This is a genomic window from Mycolicibacterium vinylchloridicum (assembly GCF_013404075.1).
Classification (GTDB): domain Bacteria; phylum Actinomycetota; class Actinomycetes; order Mycobacteriales; family Mycobacteriaceae; genus Mycobacterium; species Mycobacterium vinylchloridicum.
This window is the reverse complement of record NZ_JACBJQ010000019.1, coordinates 93821-111016: the sequence shown is the minus strand read 5'-3', so window position 1 is coordinate 111016 and position 17196 is coordinate 93821. Positions and strand designations below refer to the sequence as shown.

General features: G+C 66.6%; 18 protein-coding genes. 9 read left to right on the top strand and 9 right to left on the bottom strand.

Translation table 11 applies throughout. The annotated features are described in order from the left end of the window. Positions 1–28: 28 nt before the first annotated feature. Together lon and HPC46_RS17655 are read right to left on the bottom strand one after the other, a co-directional pair. The gene (lon, locus tag HPC46_RS17660) at positions 29–2386 is read right to left on the bottom strand and encodes an endopeptidase La (RefSeq protein WP_179472167.1); all 2358 of its coding nucleotides are present in this window, start codon (positions 2384–2386) and stop codon (positions 29–31) included. Positions 2387–2518: 132 nt separating this feature from the next. Continuing rightward, a complete protein-coding gene (locus HPC46_RS17655) occupies positions 2519–3517 on the bottom strand; it encodes an esterase family protein (RefSeq protein ID WP_102806490.1) in 999 nt (332 codons plus the stop codon). A 226-nt stretch (positions 3518–3743) separates the two neighbouring features. Here HPC46_RS17655 and HPC46_RS17650 point away from each other — a divergent pair, with 226 nt between their 5' ends. Beyond that, positions 3744–4163 carry a DUF1810 domain-containing protein gene (locus HPC46_RS17650; RefSeq protein ID WP_179472165.1) on the top strand — a complete coding sequence of 140 codons (420 nt, stop codon included), beginning with the start codon at positions 3744–3746 and terminating at the stop codon, positions 4161–4163. Here HPC46_RS17650 and HPC46_RS17645 read toward each other — a convergent pair. From HPC46_RS17645 to HPC46_RS17630, 4 genes are read right to left on the bottom strand one after another with little or no spacing between them, the layout of a single operon-like run. Continuing rightward, on the bottom strand, positions 4158–5468 hold the full coding sequence (locus tag HPC46_RS17645; RefSeq protein ID WP_179472163.1) for an alpha-amylase family glycosyl hydrolase: 1311 nt from the start codon (positions 5466–5468) through the stop codon (positions 4158–4160). The two genes, HPC46_RS17650 and HPC46_RS17645, sit on opposite strands and share 6 nt — an antisense overlap. Further along, entirely contained in the window at positions 5465–5944 is a 480-nt protein-coding gene (locus HPC46_RS17640) for a nucleoside deaminase (protein WP_179472161.1), read from the bottom strand. Before HPC46_RS17640 ends, HPC46_RS17645 begins: the two co-directional genes overlap by 4 nt. Before the next feature lie 11 nt (positions 5945–5955). Beyond that, positions 5956–6663 (bottom strand): rhomboid-like protein, encoded by a 708-nt coding sequence (locus HPC46_RS17635; protein WP_179472159.1) that lies wholly within the window; start codon positions 6661–6663, stop codon positions 5956–5958. A gap of 17 nt (positions 6664–6680) precedes the next feature. Next, entirely contained in the window at positions 6681–8369 is a 1689-nt protein-coding gene (locus tag HPC46_RS17630; RefSeq protein ID WP_179472157.1) for a tetratricopeptide repeat protein, read from the bottom strand. Between the two features lie 70 nt (positions 8370–8439). Between HPC46_RS17630 and HPC46_RS17625 the strand changes: the two genes are divergently transcribed. Then, positions 8440–8823, top strand: a complete 384-nt coding sequence (locus HPC46_RS17625) for a cupin domain-containing protein (RefSeq protein WP_179472155.1) — start codon at positions 8440–8442, stop codon at positions 8821–8823. Positions 8824–8900: 77 nt separating this feature from the next. On the opposite strand, the gene HPC46_RS17620 is transcribed toward HPC46_RS17625, so the two are convergent. Next, entirely contained in the window at positions 8901–10487 is a 1587-nt protein-coding gene (locus HPC46_RS17620; protein WP_179472153.1) for a SulP family inorganic anion transporter, read from the bottom strand. A gap of 154 nt (positions 10488–10641) precedes the next feature. On the opposite strand from HPC46_RS17620, the gene HPC46_RS17615 reads away from it, so the two are divergent. The 5 genes from HPC46_RS17615 (at position 10642) to HPC46_RS17595 (ending at position 14677) form a co-directional block, all read left to right on the top strand. After that, positions 10642–11265, top strand: coding sequence for a PaaI family thioesterase (locus HPC46_RS17615; RefSeq protein WP_179472151.1), 624 nt, complete (start codon positions 10642–10644; stop codon positions 11263–11265). Positions 11266–11285: 20 nt separating this feature from the next. Further along, positions 11286–11996 (top strand): EthD domain-containing protein, encoded by a 711-nt coding sequence (locus tag HPC46_RS17610; RefSeq protein ID WP_179472149.1) that lies wholly within the window; start codon positions 11286–11288, stop codon positions 11994–11996. Further along, positions 11993–12436: a TIGR03618 family F420-dependent PPOX class oxidoreductase gene (locus HPC46_RS17605; RefSeq protein ID WP_179472147.1), complete on the top strand. Its 444-nt coding sequence runs from the start codon at positions 11993–11995 to the stop codon at positions 12434–12436. The genes HPC46_RS17610 and HPC46_RS17605 overlap by 4 nt, the downstream gene beginning before the upstream one ends. A gap of 36 nt (positions 12437–12472) precedes the next feature. Then, entirely contained in the window at positions 12473–13843 is a 1371-nt protein-coding gene (locus HPC46_RS17600) for an HNH endonuclease signature motif containing protein (protein ID WP_179472145.1), read from the top strand. Between the two features lie 78 nt (positions 13844–13921). Further along, positions 13922–14677 carry an enoyl-CoA hydratase/isomerase family protein gene (locus tag HPC46_RS17595; protein WP_179472143.1) on the top strand — a complete coding sequence of 252 codons (756 nt, stop codon included), beginning with the start codon at positions 13922–13924 and terminating at the stop codon, positions 14675–14677. Between the two features lies 1 nt (position 14678). On the opposite strand, the gene HPC46_RS17590 is transcribed toward HPC46_RS17595, so the two are convergent. Next, the gene (locus HPC46_RS17590) at positions 14679–14936 is read right to left on the bottom strand and encodes a (2Fe-2S)-binding protein (protein WP_179472141.1); all 258 of its coding nucleotides are present in this window, start codon (positions 14934–14936) and stop codon (positions 14679–14681) included. A 156-nt stretch (positions 14937–15092) separates the two neighbouring features. On the opposite strand from HPC46_RS17590, the gene bfr reads away from it, so the two are divergent. Continuing rightward, positions 15093–15572, top strand: coding sequence for a bacterioferritin (gene bfr, locus HPC46_RS17585; protein ID WP_005148020.1), 480 nt, complete (start codon positions 15093–15095; stop codon positions 15570–15572). Positions 15573–15585: 13 nt separating this feature from the next. Here the strand turns inward: bfr and HPC46_RS17580 are convergent, their stop codons facing one another. Next, entirely contained in the window at positions 15586–16434 is an 849-nt protein-coding gene (locus HPC46_RS17580) for an FkbM family methyltransferase (protein WP_179472139.1), read from the bottom strand. A gap of 144 nt (positions 16435–16578) precedes the next feature. Between HPC46_RS17580 and HPC46_RS17575 the strand changes: the two genes are divergently transcribed. Then, positions 16579–17076 (top strand): carboxymuconolactone decarboxylase family protein, encoded by a 498-nt coding sequence (locus HPC46_RS17575; RefSeq protein WP_005148022.1) that lies wholly within the window; start codon positions 16579–16581, stop codon positions 17074–17076. The last annotated feature ends 120 nt before the right edge of the window (positions 17077–17196 follow it).

Below are 17196 nucleotides of genomic sequence, written 5' to 3'. Positions count from 1 at the left end.
ATGTGTCGGGGCCGGCATGACGAAACGGTCAGGCCGCAGTGGTCGCCGCCTCGGCCACCGGCTCCAAAGCCTGGGCCACGATCTCGGCGACATCGGTCATCGGCTTCACTGTCAGCGCCTCGAGCACCTCAGCCGGAACGTCGTCCAGGTCGGCCTCGTTGCGGTGCGGAATGAACACCGTCGTCAGCCCGGCACGCCCCGCGGCCAGCAACTTCTGCTTGACACCGCCGATCGGCAACACCCGGCCGTTCAGTGTGACCTCGCCGGTCATGCCCACGTCGGAGCGGACTTGCCGTCCGGTCGCCATGGACACCAGCGCGGTCACCATGGTCACACCCGCGGACGGACCATCCTTGGGCACCGCGCCCGCAGGCACGTGCACGTGGATCTTGCGGTCCAGCGCCTTGGGGTCGACCCCGAGCTCGGCAGCGTGGCTGCGGACGTAGGACAGCGCGATCTGCGCCGACTCCTTCATCACGTCGCCCAGCTGACCGGTGAGCTGCAGGCTCGGCTCACCTTCGGTGGACCCGGCTTCGATGTAGAGCACATCGCCGCCGAGACCTGTCACCGCCAGGCCGGTCGCCACGCCCGGCACCGCCGTGCGTTCGGCCGACTCCGGCGTGAACCGCGGGCGGCCCAGGTAGCCCACGAGATCCGGCTCGTCGATCGTGATCGGAGCCTGGCTCGAGTCGAGCTTCGTGGTGACCTTGCGCATCGCCTTGGCCAGCAGCCGTTCGAACTGGCGCACACCAGGTTCCCGGGTGTAGTCCGCGGCGATCTTGCGCAGCGCCTCGTCGGTGACCTCCACCTCATCAACGGTGAGCGCCGCCCGATCGCGCTGCCGGGGCAGCAGGTAATCGCGGGCGATGGCCACCTTGTCGTCCTCGGTGTAGCCGTCGATGGTCACCAGCTCCATGCGGTCCAGCAGCGCCGACGGGATGTTCTCGATCACGTTGGCCGTGGCCAGGAACACCACATCAGACAGGTCGAGATCCAGATCCAGGTAGTGATCGCGGAACGTGTGGTTCTGCGCGGGATCCAACACCTCGAGCAAGGCCGCACTGGGGTCGCCGCGGTAATCGGAGCCGACCTTGTCGATCTCGTCGAGCAGCACGACCGGATTCATCGAACCGGCCTCGCCGATGGCCCGGACGATGCGTCCGGGCAGGGCGCCGACATACGTGCGACGATGCCCACGGATCTCCGCCTCGTCGCGCACACCGCCCAGGGCGACGCGAACGAACTTGCGGCCCAAGGCCCGTGCCACACTCTCGCCCAGCGACGTCTTTCCGACACCGGGCGGCCCGGCCAGCACCATCACTGCGCCCGAACCGCGTCCGCCGACCACTTGCAGGCCGCGCTGGGCACGACGGGACCGGACGGCCAGGTACTCGACGATGCGGTCCTTGACGTCATCCAGTCCGTGATGATCGGCATCCAGGATTTCCCTGGCCGCCTTCAGATCGGTCGAGTCCTCGGTGCGGTTGTTCCAGGGCAGGTCCAGGACGGTGTCCAGCCAGGTGCGGATCCAGCCGCCCTCGGGGCTCTGCTCGCTGGAGCGTTCCAGCTTGCCGACCTCGCGCAGCGCGGCCTCGCGGACCTTGTCGGGCAGGTCGGCCGCCTCGATGCGGCCGCGATAGTCATCGCTTCCGTCGGGTTCGCCTTCGCCCAGCTCCTTGCGGATGGCGTTCAGCTGCTGGCGCAGCAGGAATTCCTTCTGCGTCTTCTCCATGCCTTCGCGGACGTCTTCGGCGATCTTGTCGTTGACCTCGACCTCAGCCAGCAGATCACCGGTCCAGCCGATCAGGATGCGCAGCCGCTCGGCCGCATCCTCGGTCTCCAGCAGCTGGCGCTTCTGCACGTCGGACAGATATGACGCATAGCCGGCGGTGTCAGCCAGTGCCGAGGGGTCGGTGATCTTGTTGACCACGTCGACGATCTGCCAGGCCTCACGGCGCTGCAGCATCGCCAGCAGGAGCTTCTTGTACTCCGCGGCAAGCGCCTTGGTGTCCTCGGTGGGTTCATCCTCGGCGACCTCGGTCACCTCCACCCACAGCGCAGCGCCAGGGCCGGTTGTCCCCGACCCGATGTGCGCGCGGCCCTCACCCCGGACCACGGCTGCCGCACCCCCACCGGGAATGCGGCCGACCTGCACGATCGACGCGATCACGCCATAGGTGGGATACCGATCGTCCAAGCGCGGGGCGATCAGGAGCTTGCCGGTGTCCGGGTTGCTCCCCGAGTCGCTTCGCTCCTGCCCGCCGGTGCGCTGTGCCGCGTCGACGGCAGCCCGGGCGGCGTCGTCCAGCGCAATCGGCACCACCATTCCCGGCAGCACGATCGGGTCGCTGACAAACAACACCGGCACAGATTTGGCTTCAGCCATCAGTCCTCCAAAGTTCAGTCTGACCGACTCAACCTTGACCGATTCCAGTTTGTTCCCCGGCTTGTTCCCGCACAAAGCAGCGAGCCTGTCGCCGGGGGGAGGCGACAGGCTCGCTGTTGTTTGTGAGTCGGACTAGCCGGCGGACGGGGTGGCCCCCAGAACGCGCTGCATGTCCGGAATCATCTGCTGCAGCTGCTGTCCCCAGTAGCCCCAGCTGTGGGTGCCGTTCGCGGGGAAGTTGAACACGCCGTTGCGTCCACCAGCCGCGAGGTAGTTGTCCATGAAGGTCTTGTTGGTCCGCAACGTGAAGCCTTCGAGGAACTGAGCGGCCATCAGGTTACCGCCGCCACCGGAGGTGTCCAGATCCGACGGCGTACCGGTGCCGCAGTAGATCCAGATCCGGGTGTTGTTGGCAACCAGCTGGTTGATGTTGACCATCGGGTCGTTGCGTCGCCACGCCGGATCAGACGACGGACCCCACATGCTCTGCGCGTTGAAGCCGCCGGCATCGTTCATCGCCAGCCCGATCAGCATCGGCCACCAGCCCTCGGACGGGTTCAGGAAGCCCGACAGCGATGCCGCGTAGGTGTACTTCTGCGGGTAGTAGATCGAGTAGGTCAGCGACGCGCTACCGGCCATCGACAGACCGACGACGGCGTTGCCGTTCGGGTCGACACCGTAGTTGGCAGCCAGGTAGGCCGGCAGTTCCTGGGTCATGAACGTTTCCCACTTGTAGGTGTAGTTCTGACCGTTGCCCTGCGACGGCTGGTACCAGTCGGTGTAGAAGCTCGACTGTCCACCCACCGGCATGACGGTCGACAGGCCCGAGCCGTACAGCCACTCGAATGCCGGGGTGTTGATGTCCCAGCCGTTGTAGTCGTCCTGTGCACGGAGACCGTCGAGCAGGTACACGGCGTGCGGGCCGCCACCCTGGAACTGGATTCGGATATTGCGTCCCATCGCGGCGGACGGGACATCGAGGTAGAGAACCGGGAGTCCGGGCTTGGAGAAGGCGGCCGCGGTCGCCGACCCGCCGACGACACCAATCAGGCCGGGCAGAGCTAGTGCGGCCACAAAGGCTGCGGCCACGCGGCGCAACCAAGTGCCTCGCAACTTATCGACGATCTTCATGACGGAAACCATCACCTTTCGTACGTGTTTCACAACCGGAGGTGAGCTGTGTGCCGGTAGCTAATCACGCGCGGCAGGCCCGACTCGGTACGCGCAGCGGTGTGGCATATCGCGGTTCGCTAACGATCAGGAGACGCGCCGGACTCGGGATCTGCGGCATCCCAACAACTTTGGACCAGTAATCCATAACAGCACGGTCACGGTCCGGCAACGATACCGTTGTGGCATGGCCGACCCCTTCGATCTGCAGCGCTTCGTCGACGCCCAGGATCGCGTCTACGATCGGGTGCTCGCCGAGCTGCGCGCCGGCGCCAAACGCAGCCACTGGATCTGGTTTATCTTCCCGCAGCTGGCCGAGCTCGGAAATAGTTCAACGGCAAAGCGTTTCGGCATCGGATCACTGGCCGAGGCGCAGGCTTACCTGGCCCACCCCATACTGGGGCCCCGGCTGCGCGAGTGCGCCCGGCTGGTGGCCGCCATCACAGACACGCCGATCGACGCGATCTTTGGCTGGCCGGACAACCTGAAGGTGCGCTCCTCGATGACATTGTTCGCCAACGCCACTGCTGACAATGCCGACTTCGTGGCGGTGCTCGACACGTTCTACGGCGGGGAGCCGGACGCGCGGACGCTGGAGCTGCTATAGCGGGCGCAGGACCAGCCAGCCCTGAGGCGGAACGACCACCTCACTGACGATCTCTTCCGGGGGTGCCGCCGTGCCGCCGACCAACCGGGCCTGACCACCGGTCAGCTTGGCCACCGGCAGCGGCATCGGTGTGTCATCGATGTTGAGCGCGACGATCAAGGCGTCGTCACCGCTGCGGGTCTCGTAGGCATAGCCGCGGTTGTCCACATGCAGCGCAGTGGTTTTGGCTTCATGCAGCCACGGGTTGCGCCTGCGCAACCCGATCAGGTACTGGTGCAGATTCCAGGTCTCGCGCCCGGCGGCGTCGAGGGGAAGCGGGGGCGCGCTGAATTCGGGTCGCACCGCGTCGTCGCCGCCGGCCCGATCTTCCTTGACCCCGCGAAAACCGAGTTCGTCACCGGCATATATCGAGGGGACCCCGCCGGTGGTGAACAGCAGCACCAGCGCGTGTGCAACCTGCTCGGGCTGTTGCAGCTGACTGGCGATGCGGGTCACGTCGTGATTGCCGACGAACGTCAGCGGAGCGAAGCGTGCCAGAAAGTCGTTGTGGCGCTGCAGTGCCCAGTCCAGCTCGTGGAAATTGCCGTCGTTGAGACTGCTCCAGATCGCCTTCCACAGCTCGTACTGGGTCACCGAGTCGACACCGGAGGCATCGACGAACGCGGTGTAATCACCGTGGATGACCTCGGCGACGAACCACGCGTCGGGATGTGCCTTGCGCACCCTCGGCAACACCGTTGCCCAGAACGTCTCGGGGACCGCGTAGGCGGCATCCAGGCGCCAGCCGTCGGCGCCGCGGTCCAGCCAGTGGTTCATCACGTCGACGGTGTAGTCGACGACGGCCGGGTTGGTGTGGTTGAGCGCGACGAGTTCGCCGTGGCCTTCGAAGGTGTGAAAGCGGCCGGGACGGCCGCGAAACCATCCGATCGACCCCGCGTCGCCGTCGTCGACGGCGCGTCGATAGCGGCCGAAATCGGTTCCGACATGGTTGAACACACCGTCGAGGAGTACCCGCAGCCCGCGCTGGTGGGCCTCGGTGACGAGGTGGTCGAAGTCGGCGTCGTCACCAAGGCGCGGGTCGATGCGGAAGTGGTCGGTGGTGTCGTAACCGTGGGTGCGCGAGGCGAATACAGGGCCCAGCGCGATGCCGGAGGTGCCGAGTTCGACGGCGTGGTCGAGCCAGTCGACGATTCGGCCCAGGCGGTGTTCTCCCGCGCCGGGCGGATCGTCGGCAGGAAAGGCGCCGACGAATCCCAGCGGGTAGACGTGCCACCAGATCGCGTGGCGAACCCAGTCGGCGCTCATGGCGCGAACTTCGCTTTGTAGAGGGCCATCATCTCGTCCTGATACCCAGGCGCGGGCCCGTCGACCACCAGCTGCGGGGCGACCGCGGTGATCGGGAGCGGCGCCACCGGCGGAAGTGGCGCCCGCCATTCGGTCAGCCACCGGGCCAGCTGTGCACCGGCGACGGCGAACACGATGCGGCCCAAGCCAACCCATGCGTGCGCGGCGGAACACATGGGGCAGTGCTCGCCGGAGGTGTAGACGGTGGCGCGGGCCCGCTGGTCGGGGGAGAGGTTGGCAGAAGACCACCGTGCGATCGCCAGCTCGGGGTGTGCGGTGGCGTCACCGCCGGCGACGTGATTGTGGTCCTCGAACAGGACCGCGCCGTCGGCATCGACGAGGATCGAGCCGAACGGCTCGTCACCCGCTGCCAGGGCGGCGCGGGCGAGTTCGACGCAGCGGCCGAGCCGCCGGATGTCCTCGTCGTCGAGCGCCACGCTGTCTCACTTTACGCAGCCGGCGGCGAATGGCGGCGTTTGCGTAGGAGCCACGAGGGATCCACCGGCGGGCCGGGGCGTCCGCGCGCCAGCGGGTAGCAGGCAAGTCCGACGATCAACGCGGCCAGGTGTCCGACCGGGGTGAACGTGGGGTTGATCAGCACCGCGCCGATGAACCAGGCGAATGCGGCGATCAGATACACCCACCGCCACGGTCGCACGATGTGATAGGTCAGCAGGCCGATGATGCCGACTACGAAGTAGCTCACCCCGATGTCGCGGGCATTGAGGTAGCGCGGCGAGACGGCCGCCTCCTGGATCTGCCAGTACAGGAATCCCTCGCTGAGGTAGGTGGCGACCACGTGGGCGATCAGCCCGGCGATCACGAAGCGCACATGGCCCAGCCAGCGTTCGGCCGGCGCAAGGAAGAGGCAGAACATCACCAGATACGGCCACCAGGCGGCGCCGTCGAGCCACAGCAGGCTGGTGATCAGCACCCGGATCGGATCGGCTGCCAGTTGGTGCAGGTTGGTCGAATCCTTGCGCAGCAGCACGATCAGATGCCAGCGGGGCAGCAGATGCTGAGCGACCGTCGTCAGGAACAGCACCGCCAACCACGTGAATGTCACCGGCGCCGAGCCGATGAAGTGCGCGATCGGCCGCGACGCGCCGCGCGCCGGGGGAACGGCCGACGCGGCCCGTTCTGACTCGTCGTGCACGTGTTGAGATTACGGCGTCAGTGGCAGCAATCCTCGGCGAAGACCTCCAGTCGGCAGGCACACGACGCCAGGATCGGCACGTCGGCACGGGCTTTGGCCAGCTCCAGCTGGCGTCCGATGATCACCGCCTCGTCCGCGCGGCCCAGCCGCTGCAGGCATTCGTGATAGCCGTGCAGGCTCCAGACGTTGCCCGGATGCTGACACGGCCGGCTCAACGCCGGGTCGAGTCCGAGGTCGGCCGCATACACCGCCGCTGCCTCCTCGACCCGTCCCTGCTCCAGCAACAGCGCACCGTAGGCGTGCCGGGTGGGTTGCATCCAGCCCCACGGTTCGTCGTAGGGGAGCGCGTCGTCGAGTGCGATCGCACGCCGTAGGTGCTCGAACGCCACGTCGAAATCACCTCTACGGTAGGCGATCTCACCGTCCAGCATGGCCGCGGCGACGGCCAGTATGTCGCGGCTGGTGTTGTTGAACAGGTAGCGCGAGTCCGGCACGGCCGCGTAGGCCGCCGCGAACGCCGCCCGCTCTGCCTCGGCCTGAGCCAGCTGACCCTTGGCCGCGTGCGCGACCCCTCGTCCGTAGTGGATGGTTGCCGTTGTGGTGCAATACAACTCGGCATCTTCTGGCAACGGCTCGGCGATCAGGTCGTCCCATCGGCCGAAGCGGATCAGCACATGCACCCGCAGCGGAACGAAGGCTTCCAGCCAGTCGGCCATCGGCGGGGATTCGATCGAGAGCAGCTCCGGTGTCAGCTGCCCGGACAGTTCGTCGGCGGCAGCCAGTGCGATCTGCGACTGGCCGGCGAACATCGCCGAGTACACGATGAAATGCAGATCGTGGGCCCGGTACAGCGAGTAGAAGTTCAGCGGCCCGCCATGTTCGACGAACCGCCGGTCGGCGACCACCGCGGATTGGTTGGCCAGCACCGAATCTCGATAGTTGCCGCACAGCACGTCGATGTGCGACGGCATGTGCTGCAGGTGGCCGGCGTCGGGGACCAAGCCGCGCAGCAGATCGGCGGCGGGCAGCGCATCCTCGGGATGCGCCGACATCTCCATGGCGTGGATGTAGAGGTGCAGCACGAACGGGTGCGCGCGGCCGGCACCGGTGCTCAGCGCCCGGTCCATCAGCGCCATGGCCTCCACCACCCGCGAGCCGGGGGCGGGCTCGCCGGTTGTGGTGTCCCACAACGCCCATGCGGTGACGTTCACCAGAGCGTCGGCGGCCAGCGCCAGCACGTCCACATCGTCGGGATACAGCTGGGCCAGTTCGGCCATCGCGTCGGCGTACGCGGCGTGGCCCGCCGCGAGCGCATCTTCGTCAGACGGATCGTCGGTGGGGAACCGGGTGGCCAGAGCGGCGATCAGCGCGTGATCGACGGCGCTGCCGCGCCCGGCGGCGGCCAACTCCAGTTCCATCCGGGCCCGCGCCAACGACGCGGCCAGGTCGACGGGGTCGAACGCCTCCCAGGCCTTGTTGTAGTTGGGCCCGATCGAATAGGCGATGCCCCACCGGGCGATCGCAAGATCGGCGTCAAGTGCCAAGGCTCGCTCGAAGCAGCTGATCGCCTCTTCGTGGTTGAAGGCATAGGCCCACACCAGTCCGCGGTCGAACCAGACCTGCGCCTGCGGCGAGGGCGTGTCGACGGGACGATGGTGGTTACCGAGGTCGTAGTACGGCTCGGTGTCGTCGAGCGGAACCGCCATGCAGCTCACCTTAGGTGAGCTCGCCCGGTCCGGATAGCGTTGCAACCGACCCGAACGAAAGGTGCACACCGTGATTCGCTGCGTGCGTTTGTTCACCGGAGCCGACGAGCAGTCCCACGTCCAGATCGGCCGCCTCGAGTTGGCGCCGGGACGAAACGACGACCTGGTGTCGGTGGCGATGGCGTCGTCTCGGGTGACCGCGGAGGAGACCGCCACCGGCGGCACGCTGGCCTGGCACACCGCACCGGTACGCCAGCTCGTCGTGACGCTCGCCGGGACGCTGGTGTTCACCACCCGCGACGGCGAGGAATTCACCCTGGCGCCCGGCGACGTGCTGCTGGCCGAGGACACCGTCGGATCCGGGCACCGGTGGCACCTGGTGGGCGACGACCCGTGGCGACGGCTCTACGTCGTGCTGGCCGACGGCGCCGAGGTCCCGTTCGTCGCGGATTAGTTCCCCCGGCGAGCAGACGCGACCACCCCCAAAATCTGGCCAAAATGGGGGTGCTCGCGTCTGCTCGCGGTGGAAACCTAGTGCCCGGCGACGATATCGGACTCGTCGACGGTCACCGGATCTTTGGCGCCCGGCAGGAGCGAATATGCCAGGCACACCACCGCGAAGAACAGATAGCCAAGCGCCACTTGGGGATTGGCGGCCCACGCGATTTCGGGTGCATGGATCAACCCGATGAACGACAGCGCCGCGGCCACCACCGATGCCAGCGCGGCGTAGCGGAACTTCTTCTCCAGGATGAACGTCACCATCGTGCCGAGCAGCAACCCGACCAGAATCGCGCCCTCGCCGAGAGTCTGCAGCCCGTCGTAGACCACACCGGCACCGCCCAGTGCGTCCATGCCCACCTTGGCGGCCGACGTCCCGGCCGCATTCAGCGCGTTGTCGATCAGGCCGCTGGCCCACTGCGCCAGGTTCGGCAACAGCGCCGCGACGACGGCCACCGCATGCAGTCGCGGCACCGCCTGGAACGCCTGAGCTCCGATCAGCAGGCCGATGTAGAGCAGGATCGGCACGATCGCGGGCACCGGCAGGACAGCCGCCAGCACGCCGAACAAACCGAGGAAGCACAGCAACCCGATGACCACACCGCTGGCCAGCGAATAGCCGGCCCGCCCGCCGGCGTCCTTCCACCCGGGATGCCCGATGTACACCGCGGGCGGGAACGGTGAGCCGAACGCCGAGCCGATCACCGCGCCGGCCCCGTCGGCGATCAGTACGCTGCGCAGGTTGTAGTTGTCTCCGGCGGCGGCCGCACTCTCGACGTTGCTCATCGCTTCGGTGAAGTTGTAGACACCAAGCGGAATCGCGGTGCCCAGCAGGGGAGCCAGATGCGCCAGACCCGATGCCAACAGGTCGATGCGAAGGTCCGGGATGCCGATCGCGATGTCGGAGATGGCCTGGCTGACATCTGGTGCCGACATGAAGCCGCCGATCCAGCCGATCGCGGTGCCGACCAGCAGGGCCACCAGGCCGACGGGGATGTTGCCCGGCAGCTTCACATCGGTGAAGAAGCCGATCAGGATGATGGCCAACACGGGCAGGCCGATCCACGCGGCCTCCCACATCTGCGCGGCTGGCCGCATCGAGATGAACGTGATCGAGATACCGGCCAGGGTGCCCAGCATCGCCGCTCGCGGGGTGAGCTTACGGATGTAGGGGCCGACGAACCCGCCGATGATGACGATGATGCCGATCATGAACGCCCAGGCCAGACCGGACTTCCAAGCCTCGACGGGATCCTTGGTCGCCAGATACACCGGCAACATGACGACGAAGACCACGATGAACATGTGCGGCACGCTCGGGCCATACGGCAGCGCGGTCACGTCGGTGCGGTTCTCCTTGCGCGCCAACCGTCGCGCCAGGAACGTGTAATACAGGTTGCCCAACACCAGCGCCACGCCCAGCGCGGGCAGCACGGTGCCCAGCACATCGTCGGCGGGCATCTTGATCACGCCGATCATCAGCGTGGTCAGGGTCAAGACGTTGACCAAGATGTTGAACCCGAGACCGAAGAACGCGTTGAGATCACCGCGGGTCCACCATGGGATCTTCAACTCGCTCGATGACGGCGGTGCGGGCTCGGTGACGTCAGTGCTCATCGGCAGGCCTCCTGCTGGACGCGCCGGAACGTCCGTCGCTAACAGGAGATTCTCGACATTTGAGTTCCAACCAGGGGTCCGTTGTGTGTCATTCGTGTTAGCCCGTGCGAGACCCAGGTTCGACACCGCGCCGGCCCCGTGCTCTAGTGCTGGAGTGCTGGAATTCACCGTCGAGGACATCACCGCCGAGGACATCGAGCGCCTGCGTTCGATCTACGAGCCGCTGGCCATCTCGGTGCGGCATCTGGTCGACGCGACGATCCGCACTCAGGTCGACGCCGAGACCGTTGCCGCGGTGAAGGCCGAAATTGACGCGGCGACAGCCAGGTTGCGCAGCAATCAGATCGACGGCGCCTTCGGTGTCCGGCGGACGCCCTCGGGGCGGAGCATCAGTTGGGGAAACGCCGTCATCGGACTGCGTAACCCGAGCGCCCCGCCGCTGGTGATCCAACGGGACGACGACGGTCGGTACTGGACCGACTTCCATCTCGGCGCGGCCTACGAGGGCCCGCCCGGGCACGTGCACGGCGGAGTGTCGGCGCTGATCCTCGATCATGTACTCGGCGAGGCGGCCAGCCCGGACAGCAAGCCCCGCTTCACCGGCAGCATCACCGTGCGCTATCCACGGGCGTGCCCGCTCGGCCCGCTGCACGCCGAGGCTCAGATCACCCGGGTCGACGGCGTGAAAACCTTTGCGTCCGGCTATATCTCCGACGCCGACGGCATCACCGTCGAGGCTGACGGCGTCTTCATCACTCCGCGCTGGCTGCGCGACTGACTGCGGTAGGTTCTTGCGCCATGGAGAAGGTGATTGTCACGCTGCGCACCAGCGCCGCCGACGACGAGTGGGCGCAGCAGCTGCGCGGTCCGGTGGCCGGTGAACTGCTGGCGTTGGGATTGCCCGGGCTGGCGGTCAACGTGCGCGACGCCGACGTCCGCGATTCGCTGATGACGTTGACGACGCTGGATCCGCCAGTGCAAGCCTTGGTCAGCCTGTGGACCCAACAGTATTACGGCGATCAGGTCCTGATGGCGCTCGAGCTACTCGGCCATTACGCCGAGTACATCGCCGCCTATCTGGTGACGGAATCGGCACCGCTGCCTCCGCCGGTGACACCGTTCGGGGAGCGGTCGCCGGGCCTGGCCAATATGGCACTGTTGCGGCGGCCGGCCGATATGGACGAGCCGACGTGGTTGGCCCGCTGGCACGGCAACCACACGCCGGTAGCGATCGCCACCCAGTCGACGTTCAGTTACGTCCAGAACTACGTGGTGCGTGCGCTCACCGAGGACGCGCCGGTGATCAACGCGATCGTCGAGGAGCATTTCCCCATCGAGTCCGTGAGCAGCCTGCACGCGTTCTTCGGCGCCGCCGACGACGCCGATCTGCAGAGCCGGATGGAGCAGATGGTCGCCAGCACAGCGGCATTCGGAGCCAACGTCAACATCGACGCGGTGCCCACCAGCCGGTACGTGTATCGCAGCCCGTTTATGGGCGAGCAGCCATGACCACTCTCGACGACGCCGTCGCACTCGCCAACGCCGACCGGGGTCTGGCGGTGGTCTCGACATTGCGCGCTGACGGCACGATCCAGGCCTCGCTGATCAACGCCGGCATCATTGCGCATCCCAGCAGCGGCGAGCCGGTGCTGGCGTTCGTCACCTATGGCCGGGTCAAGCTGGCGAATCTGCGGGCACGGCCGGCGGTGACGCTGACGTTCCGGGACGGCTGGCAATGGGCGACTGTGGAGGGTCGAGCCGAGCTCGCGGGTCCCGACGATGAGCCGGGGTGGTTGGGCGGGCCGGATCAGCTGCGCCTGCTTCTGCGGGAGGTGTTCACCGCTTGCGGTGGCACCCATGACAACTGGGACGAGTACGACGCGACGATGGTCGAGCAGGGTCGCGTCGCGGTGTTGGTCGCGCCGACGCGGGTCTACAGCAACGACTGACGATTCTTGTCGGGGGTCTGGCGTAGTCTCTGATTCATGGATTCGAACGTGTGTTCGAGTGGCGAGTTGGAGGCGCTCGTCGGTCACGCCGAGGCCTTGGGTGCGGTCGATATCGAGGCGTTGTCCCCGGCGCAGCGGTTCGTGGCGGTCGAGAAGCTCGAGACGGTGCGGCGGCTGCTCGCGGCGGTGTCGCTGTCCTGGGTGTCCCGGTTGGAGCAGTTCCAGGGGTGTCCGCCGGTGGGCATCACGCTGGCCGATGTGTTGCGGGTCAGCCCGACCGAGGCCAGGCGGCGGATCCGGGACGCCGGGCAGTTGGCGCCGCGCACGACACTGACCGGGCAGCCGCTGGCCCCGCAGCTGCCGGAGACCTCGAAGGCGTGGCATGCCGGACAGCTCGACGGTGAGCATCTGCGGGTGATCCAGAAGTTCTTCCGCGAACTGCCCGATCACGTCCCACCGGCGCAAAGGGAGAAGGCCGAACACTCGTTGGCCGAGAAGGCGGCGGTGCTGCGCCCCGATCAGTTGGAGCGGGTGGCCCACCGGCTGGCCCTGCACTTGAATCCCGACGGCACGTTCTCCGATGAGGACCGGGCGCGCAAGCGGGGGTTCGTCTGGATTGGCGGCCAGGGCATCGACGGGATGAGTGTGGGCCGGTTGATCGCCGATCCGGAGTTGCGGGCGGAGTTGGATGCCTGGATGGCGAAGTTCGCCGCTGCGGGAATGTGCAACCCCGCCGATCAGTATCCGACCACCACGCCGACCGAGGAAACCGTCGAGCGTGATCTGCGTAGTTGTGGGCAGCGTCAGCATGACGCGTTGAAGGCACTGGTGCGCGGTCAGTTGGGGGATCCGAAGTTCGGGCAGCACAACGGGTTACCGGTCACCGTGATCGTGACCGCGACCCTGCAGGACATTCAAGCCCAGTCTGGGCAGGCGGTGAGCGCCAGCGGCGCGGTCGTGCCCATCGGCGACGTCATCCGACTGGGCGCACACGCCTACCACTATTTGGCGTTGTTCGACGGCGTGGATGGGCGACCGTTATGGCTGGGCCGCACCAAACGGATCGCCACGGCGGATCAGCGAATCATGCTGCACGGCAAGGACCGTGGGTGCACCCGGCCCGGCTGCGATGCCCCCGGCTACCACAGCGTGGTCCACCACGCCGCCAAAGACTGGAAAAACGGCGGCAACACCGACATCGTCGATCTGGCCCTGGCCTGCCCACCCGACAACCAACTCGTCGAAACCGGCGGCTGGAACACCCGAAAACTCCCAGGCGGCGACACCGAATGGATCCCACCACCAGACCTACCCATGCTCCGCGGCGGCGTCAACGACTACCACCACCCCGAACGGTTGTTGGGTGATGACCCGCCGTCCGAGGACTCGGACAACGACGCCGCGTAGCGCGACAAGGGCGGGTGAGGTCTCATCTGCCGGGCGTGGCCGCCCATCACGCGCGATCGCCCCGTTAGGCTTCCGCGCGTGACGCTGCTCATCGAAGACGAGAACCGGGTCCGCACGATCACCCTCAATCGCCCGGAGGCTCTCAACGCCTTCAACGAGGCGCTCTACGATGCCACCGCCGAAGCGCTGCTGGCCGCTGCCGATGATCCCGAGGTCGCCGTCGTCGTGATCACCGGCGCCGGTCGCGCGTTCAGCGCGGGCCAGGACCTCGGCGATATGCAGGCTCGCATCACCGATCCCGACTTCGCTGCGGGCGCGCACGGCTTCCCCGGACTGATCACCGCGCTGAGCCGCTTTCCCAAGCCGCTGATCTGTGCGATCAACGGTGTCGGGCTCGGCATCGGCGCGACCATCCTCGGCTACGCCGATCTGGCGTTCATGTCCTCGACGGCACGGCTGAAGTGCCCCTTCACCAGCCTGGGCGTTGCCCCCGAGGCCGCCTCGTCATATCTGTTGCCGCAGTTGATCGGTCGGCAGAACGCCGCCTGGTTGCTGATGTCCTCGGAGTGGGTGGATGCCACCGAAGCGCTGCGCATGGGCCTGGTCTGGCGGGTGTGCGAACCCGACGAATTGATCGCCGACACCCGTAGGCACGCTGAAGTCCTTGCCTCCCGGCCCATTTCAAGCCTGATCGCCGTCAAGCAGACCATGGTCGAACCGCTACGCGCGGGCATCGCGGATGCGACCGCGCGGGAGAACGCCTTCTTCGAGAAGCTGATGGGTGCGGCCGCCAACGCTGAGGCGCTGGCCGATTTTCACCGCGGCAAGTCGTAGGTCAGCTCGCTCGCGCGGTGCTACGACGGGCACCGCTGTGCAGCTGGCAGAACACATTGCCGGTGCACTGCCGGCACGGCGGGGCGCCGGCCGTGTCGGCAAAATGTTGCTCGATGATCGCCCGCACGGTGCGACGGCACCGGCCGCAATCGCCTCCCGCGCCGCAGGCCGCCGCGACCTGCTTGGACGTGCACGCCCCGCCGGCAACGACCTCTTTGACGGTCGCACTCGTCGCCCCCGCGCAGAGGCACACGTACATGGGTGCTTCCTCTCGTCGTAGGCGGCGGTGCGTCGAACTTCTTAGTGGAGACTAACCTTAGTTAGGCGTGCCTACAACACCCACCTCGTTCGAGCCTGCTCAGGCTGTCGTCCGGCCTGCATTAGGGTGGTGGCACAGCCGACCCGGGGAGACGTCATGCAAGGTGATCCGGAAGTTCTTCGCCTGCTCAACGAGCAGCTCACCAGCGAATTGACCGCGATCAATCAATATTTCCTGCATTCGAAAATGCAGGACAACTGGGGTTTCACCGAGCTGGCCAAGCACACCCGGGACGAATCGTTCGACGAGATGCGACACGCCGAGGCGATCACCGACCGCATCCTGCTCCTCGACGGTCTGCCCAACTATCAGCGGCTCGGCTCGCTGCGCGTCGGCCAGACCCTGCGCGAGCAGTTCGAGAGCGATCTGGCGATCGAGTACGAGGTGGTCGGTCGCTTGAAGCCGGCCATCATCCTGTGCCGCGAGAAGCAGGACTCCACCACGGCCAACCTCTTCGAGGAGATCGTGGCCGACGAAGAACACCATATCGACTATCTCGAGACCCAGCTCGAGTTGATGGACAAGCTCGGCGTGGAGCTCTACTCCGCACAGTGCGTGTCGCGCCCGCCGAGCTGACGCCACCCGGAGCTTAGCGGCGGTCTTCTCCCCGCCACGCGTAGACCATGCACACCTCGCTGCGCGCAGTGCTGTAGCGCTCGCGCTCGCTGGCGTACCAATACGTCTCGAACCCGTGCGCTTCGAGCATCTCGATGACCCGATCCTTGGTGAGGAAGAACTCCACCTCCAACACCACCTGACGGACGATGTCCCAGTGGGCGGGCGCGATTCCCTGCAGCGCTGCCACTTCGGCGCCCTCGACATCGAGCTTCAGGACATCGATGCGCTCGATGCGATACTCCTCGATGACCGACGACAGCGGGACCAGCGAGGCCGCCACCTTCGTGGTGCGGCCCATCCACGCGACGACCGGTCGCACCGCGGCTCGCCGGAGGGCTGCGGGGGCGAAGCGGACCAGACCGGCCACGTCGGCCACGAATCGATCCAGCCGCTGGCGGGCAAAATCGGCGTCCTGCGTACTCCACATGGTGAAGTTCGGGTGGTGCTGGAAGATCACCTCATCTGCCGTGTCGGACAGGCCGCGGTTGATCGCATGGATCGTCAACGACGCACCGGCCGGGGCACCCATCGCGGCGGCGAAGTCGCCACGACGGGCCGCCGCGGCATTGGCCGCCAGGACCGAGAAGGTTGCAGGGATCGGTTCGAAGGCGAAGATTTCGGCCTCACCTCGGCACCGCAATGCGGCGAACAGGGTGAACAGTCCGATGTTCGCGCCGGCGTCCACGATCACTGCGCCGGGCCGGAAAGCGATGAAGTTGCCCTTCGCATACACGGAGTCCTCGCCGAAGATCTCCTTGTACAGGTAGTCGGTTTCGATCTTCTGCCAGTGCTGGATGCGCATGCCGTTGGGCAGCGTCACCGGCGTACCACCGTCTGGCGGCGTCCTGAGTCGGACGGGAAGAAAGCCCACCGGAGGTATTGTCCACGAGCCGAGCGGACAACGCCTCGGGCGAAGAATTAGAACACGTTCCAGATTGCCGGCTCACGGCGTACCATCGCCGCCATGAGCCGAATCGGAAATTTCGCTGAAGACGACGTCGCCGGCTGGATCGTCAAGTCGCCGGATATCGGAACGGCCATGGCCGGCTTCAGTAGTGCCGTCTACAGCGACAAGAACCGGCTGCCGATGCGGGTGCGCGAACTGGCCCGCGCGGTGATCGCCTTGGACAACGAATGCGTCTTGTGTCAGAACACCCGCGACGCCGACGGTCCCGCCGCCGGGGTCGACGAGGAGCTCTACGACCACGCCATCGAGTGGCAGACCTGGCCGGGCTACAGCGAGCAGGAACGCGTCGCCGCCGAGTTCGCCCACCGGTTCGGCATGGACCATGTGAACCTCAAGTACGACGAGGACTTCTGGGAGCGCGCCCACGCACAGTTCTCCGACGAGCTACTGGCCGACCTGACGTTGTCGTGCGCGATGTGGATCGGGATGGGCCGCATGCTGTCCACGTTGGACATCGGGCAGAGCTGCAAACTGACACTGCCCAGCCGCGCATAGTCGGGTCACACTCGCGGAGGGCGCGTTCGTGGGTCTTGCCCTAGCCGCAACTTAGACAGTCTTGGTCGAGTGGTCAGGGACGTGCAATCACTGCGCGAATGGGTTGCGCAATTGGACTTC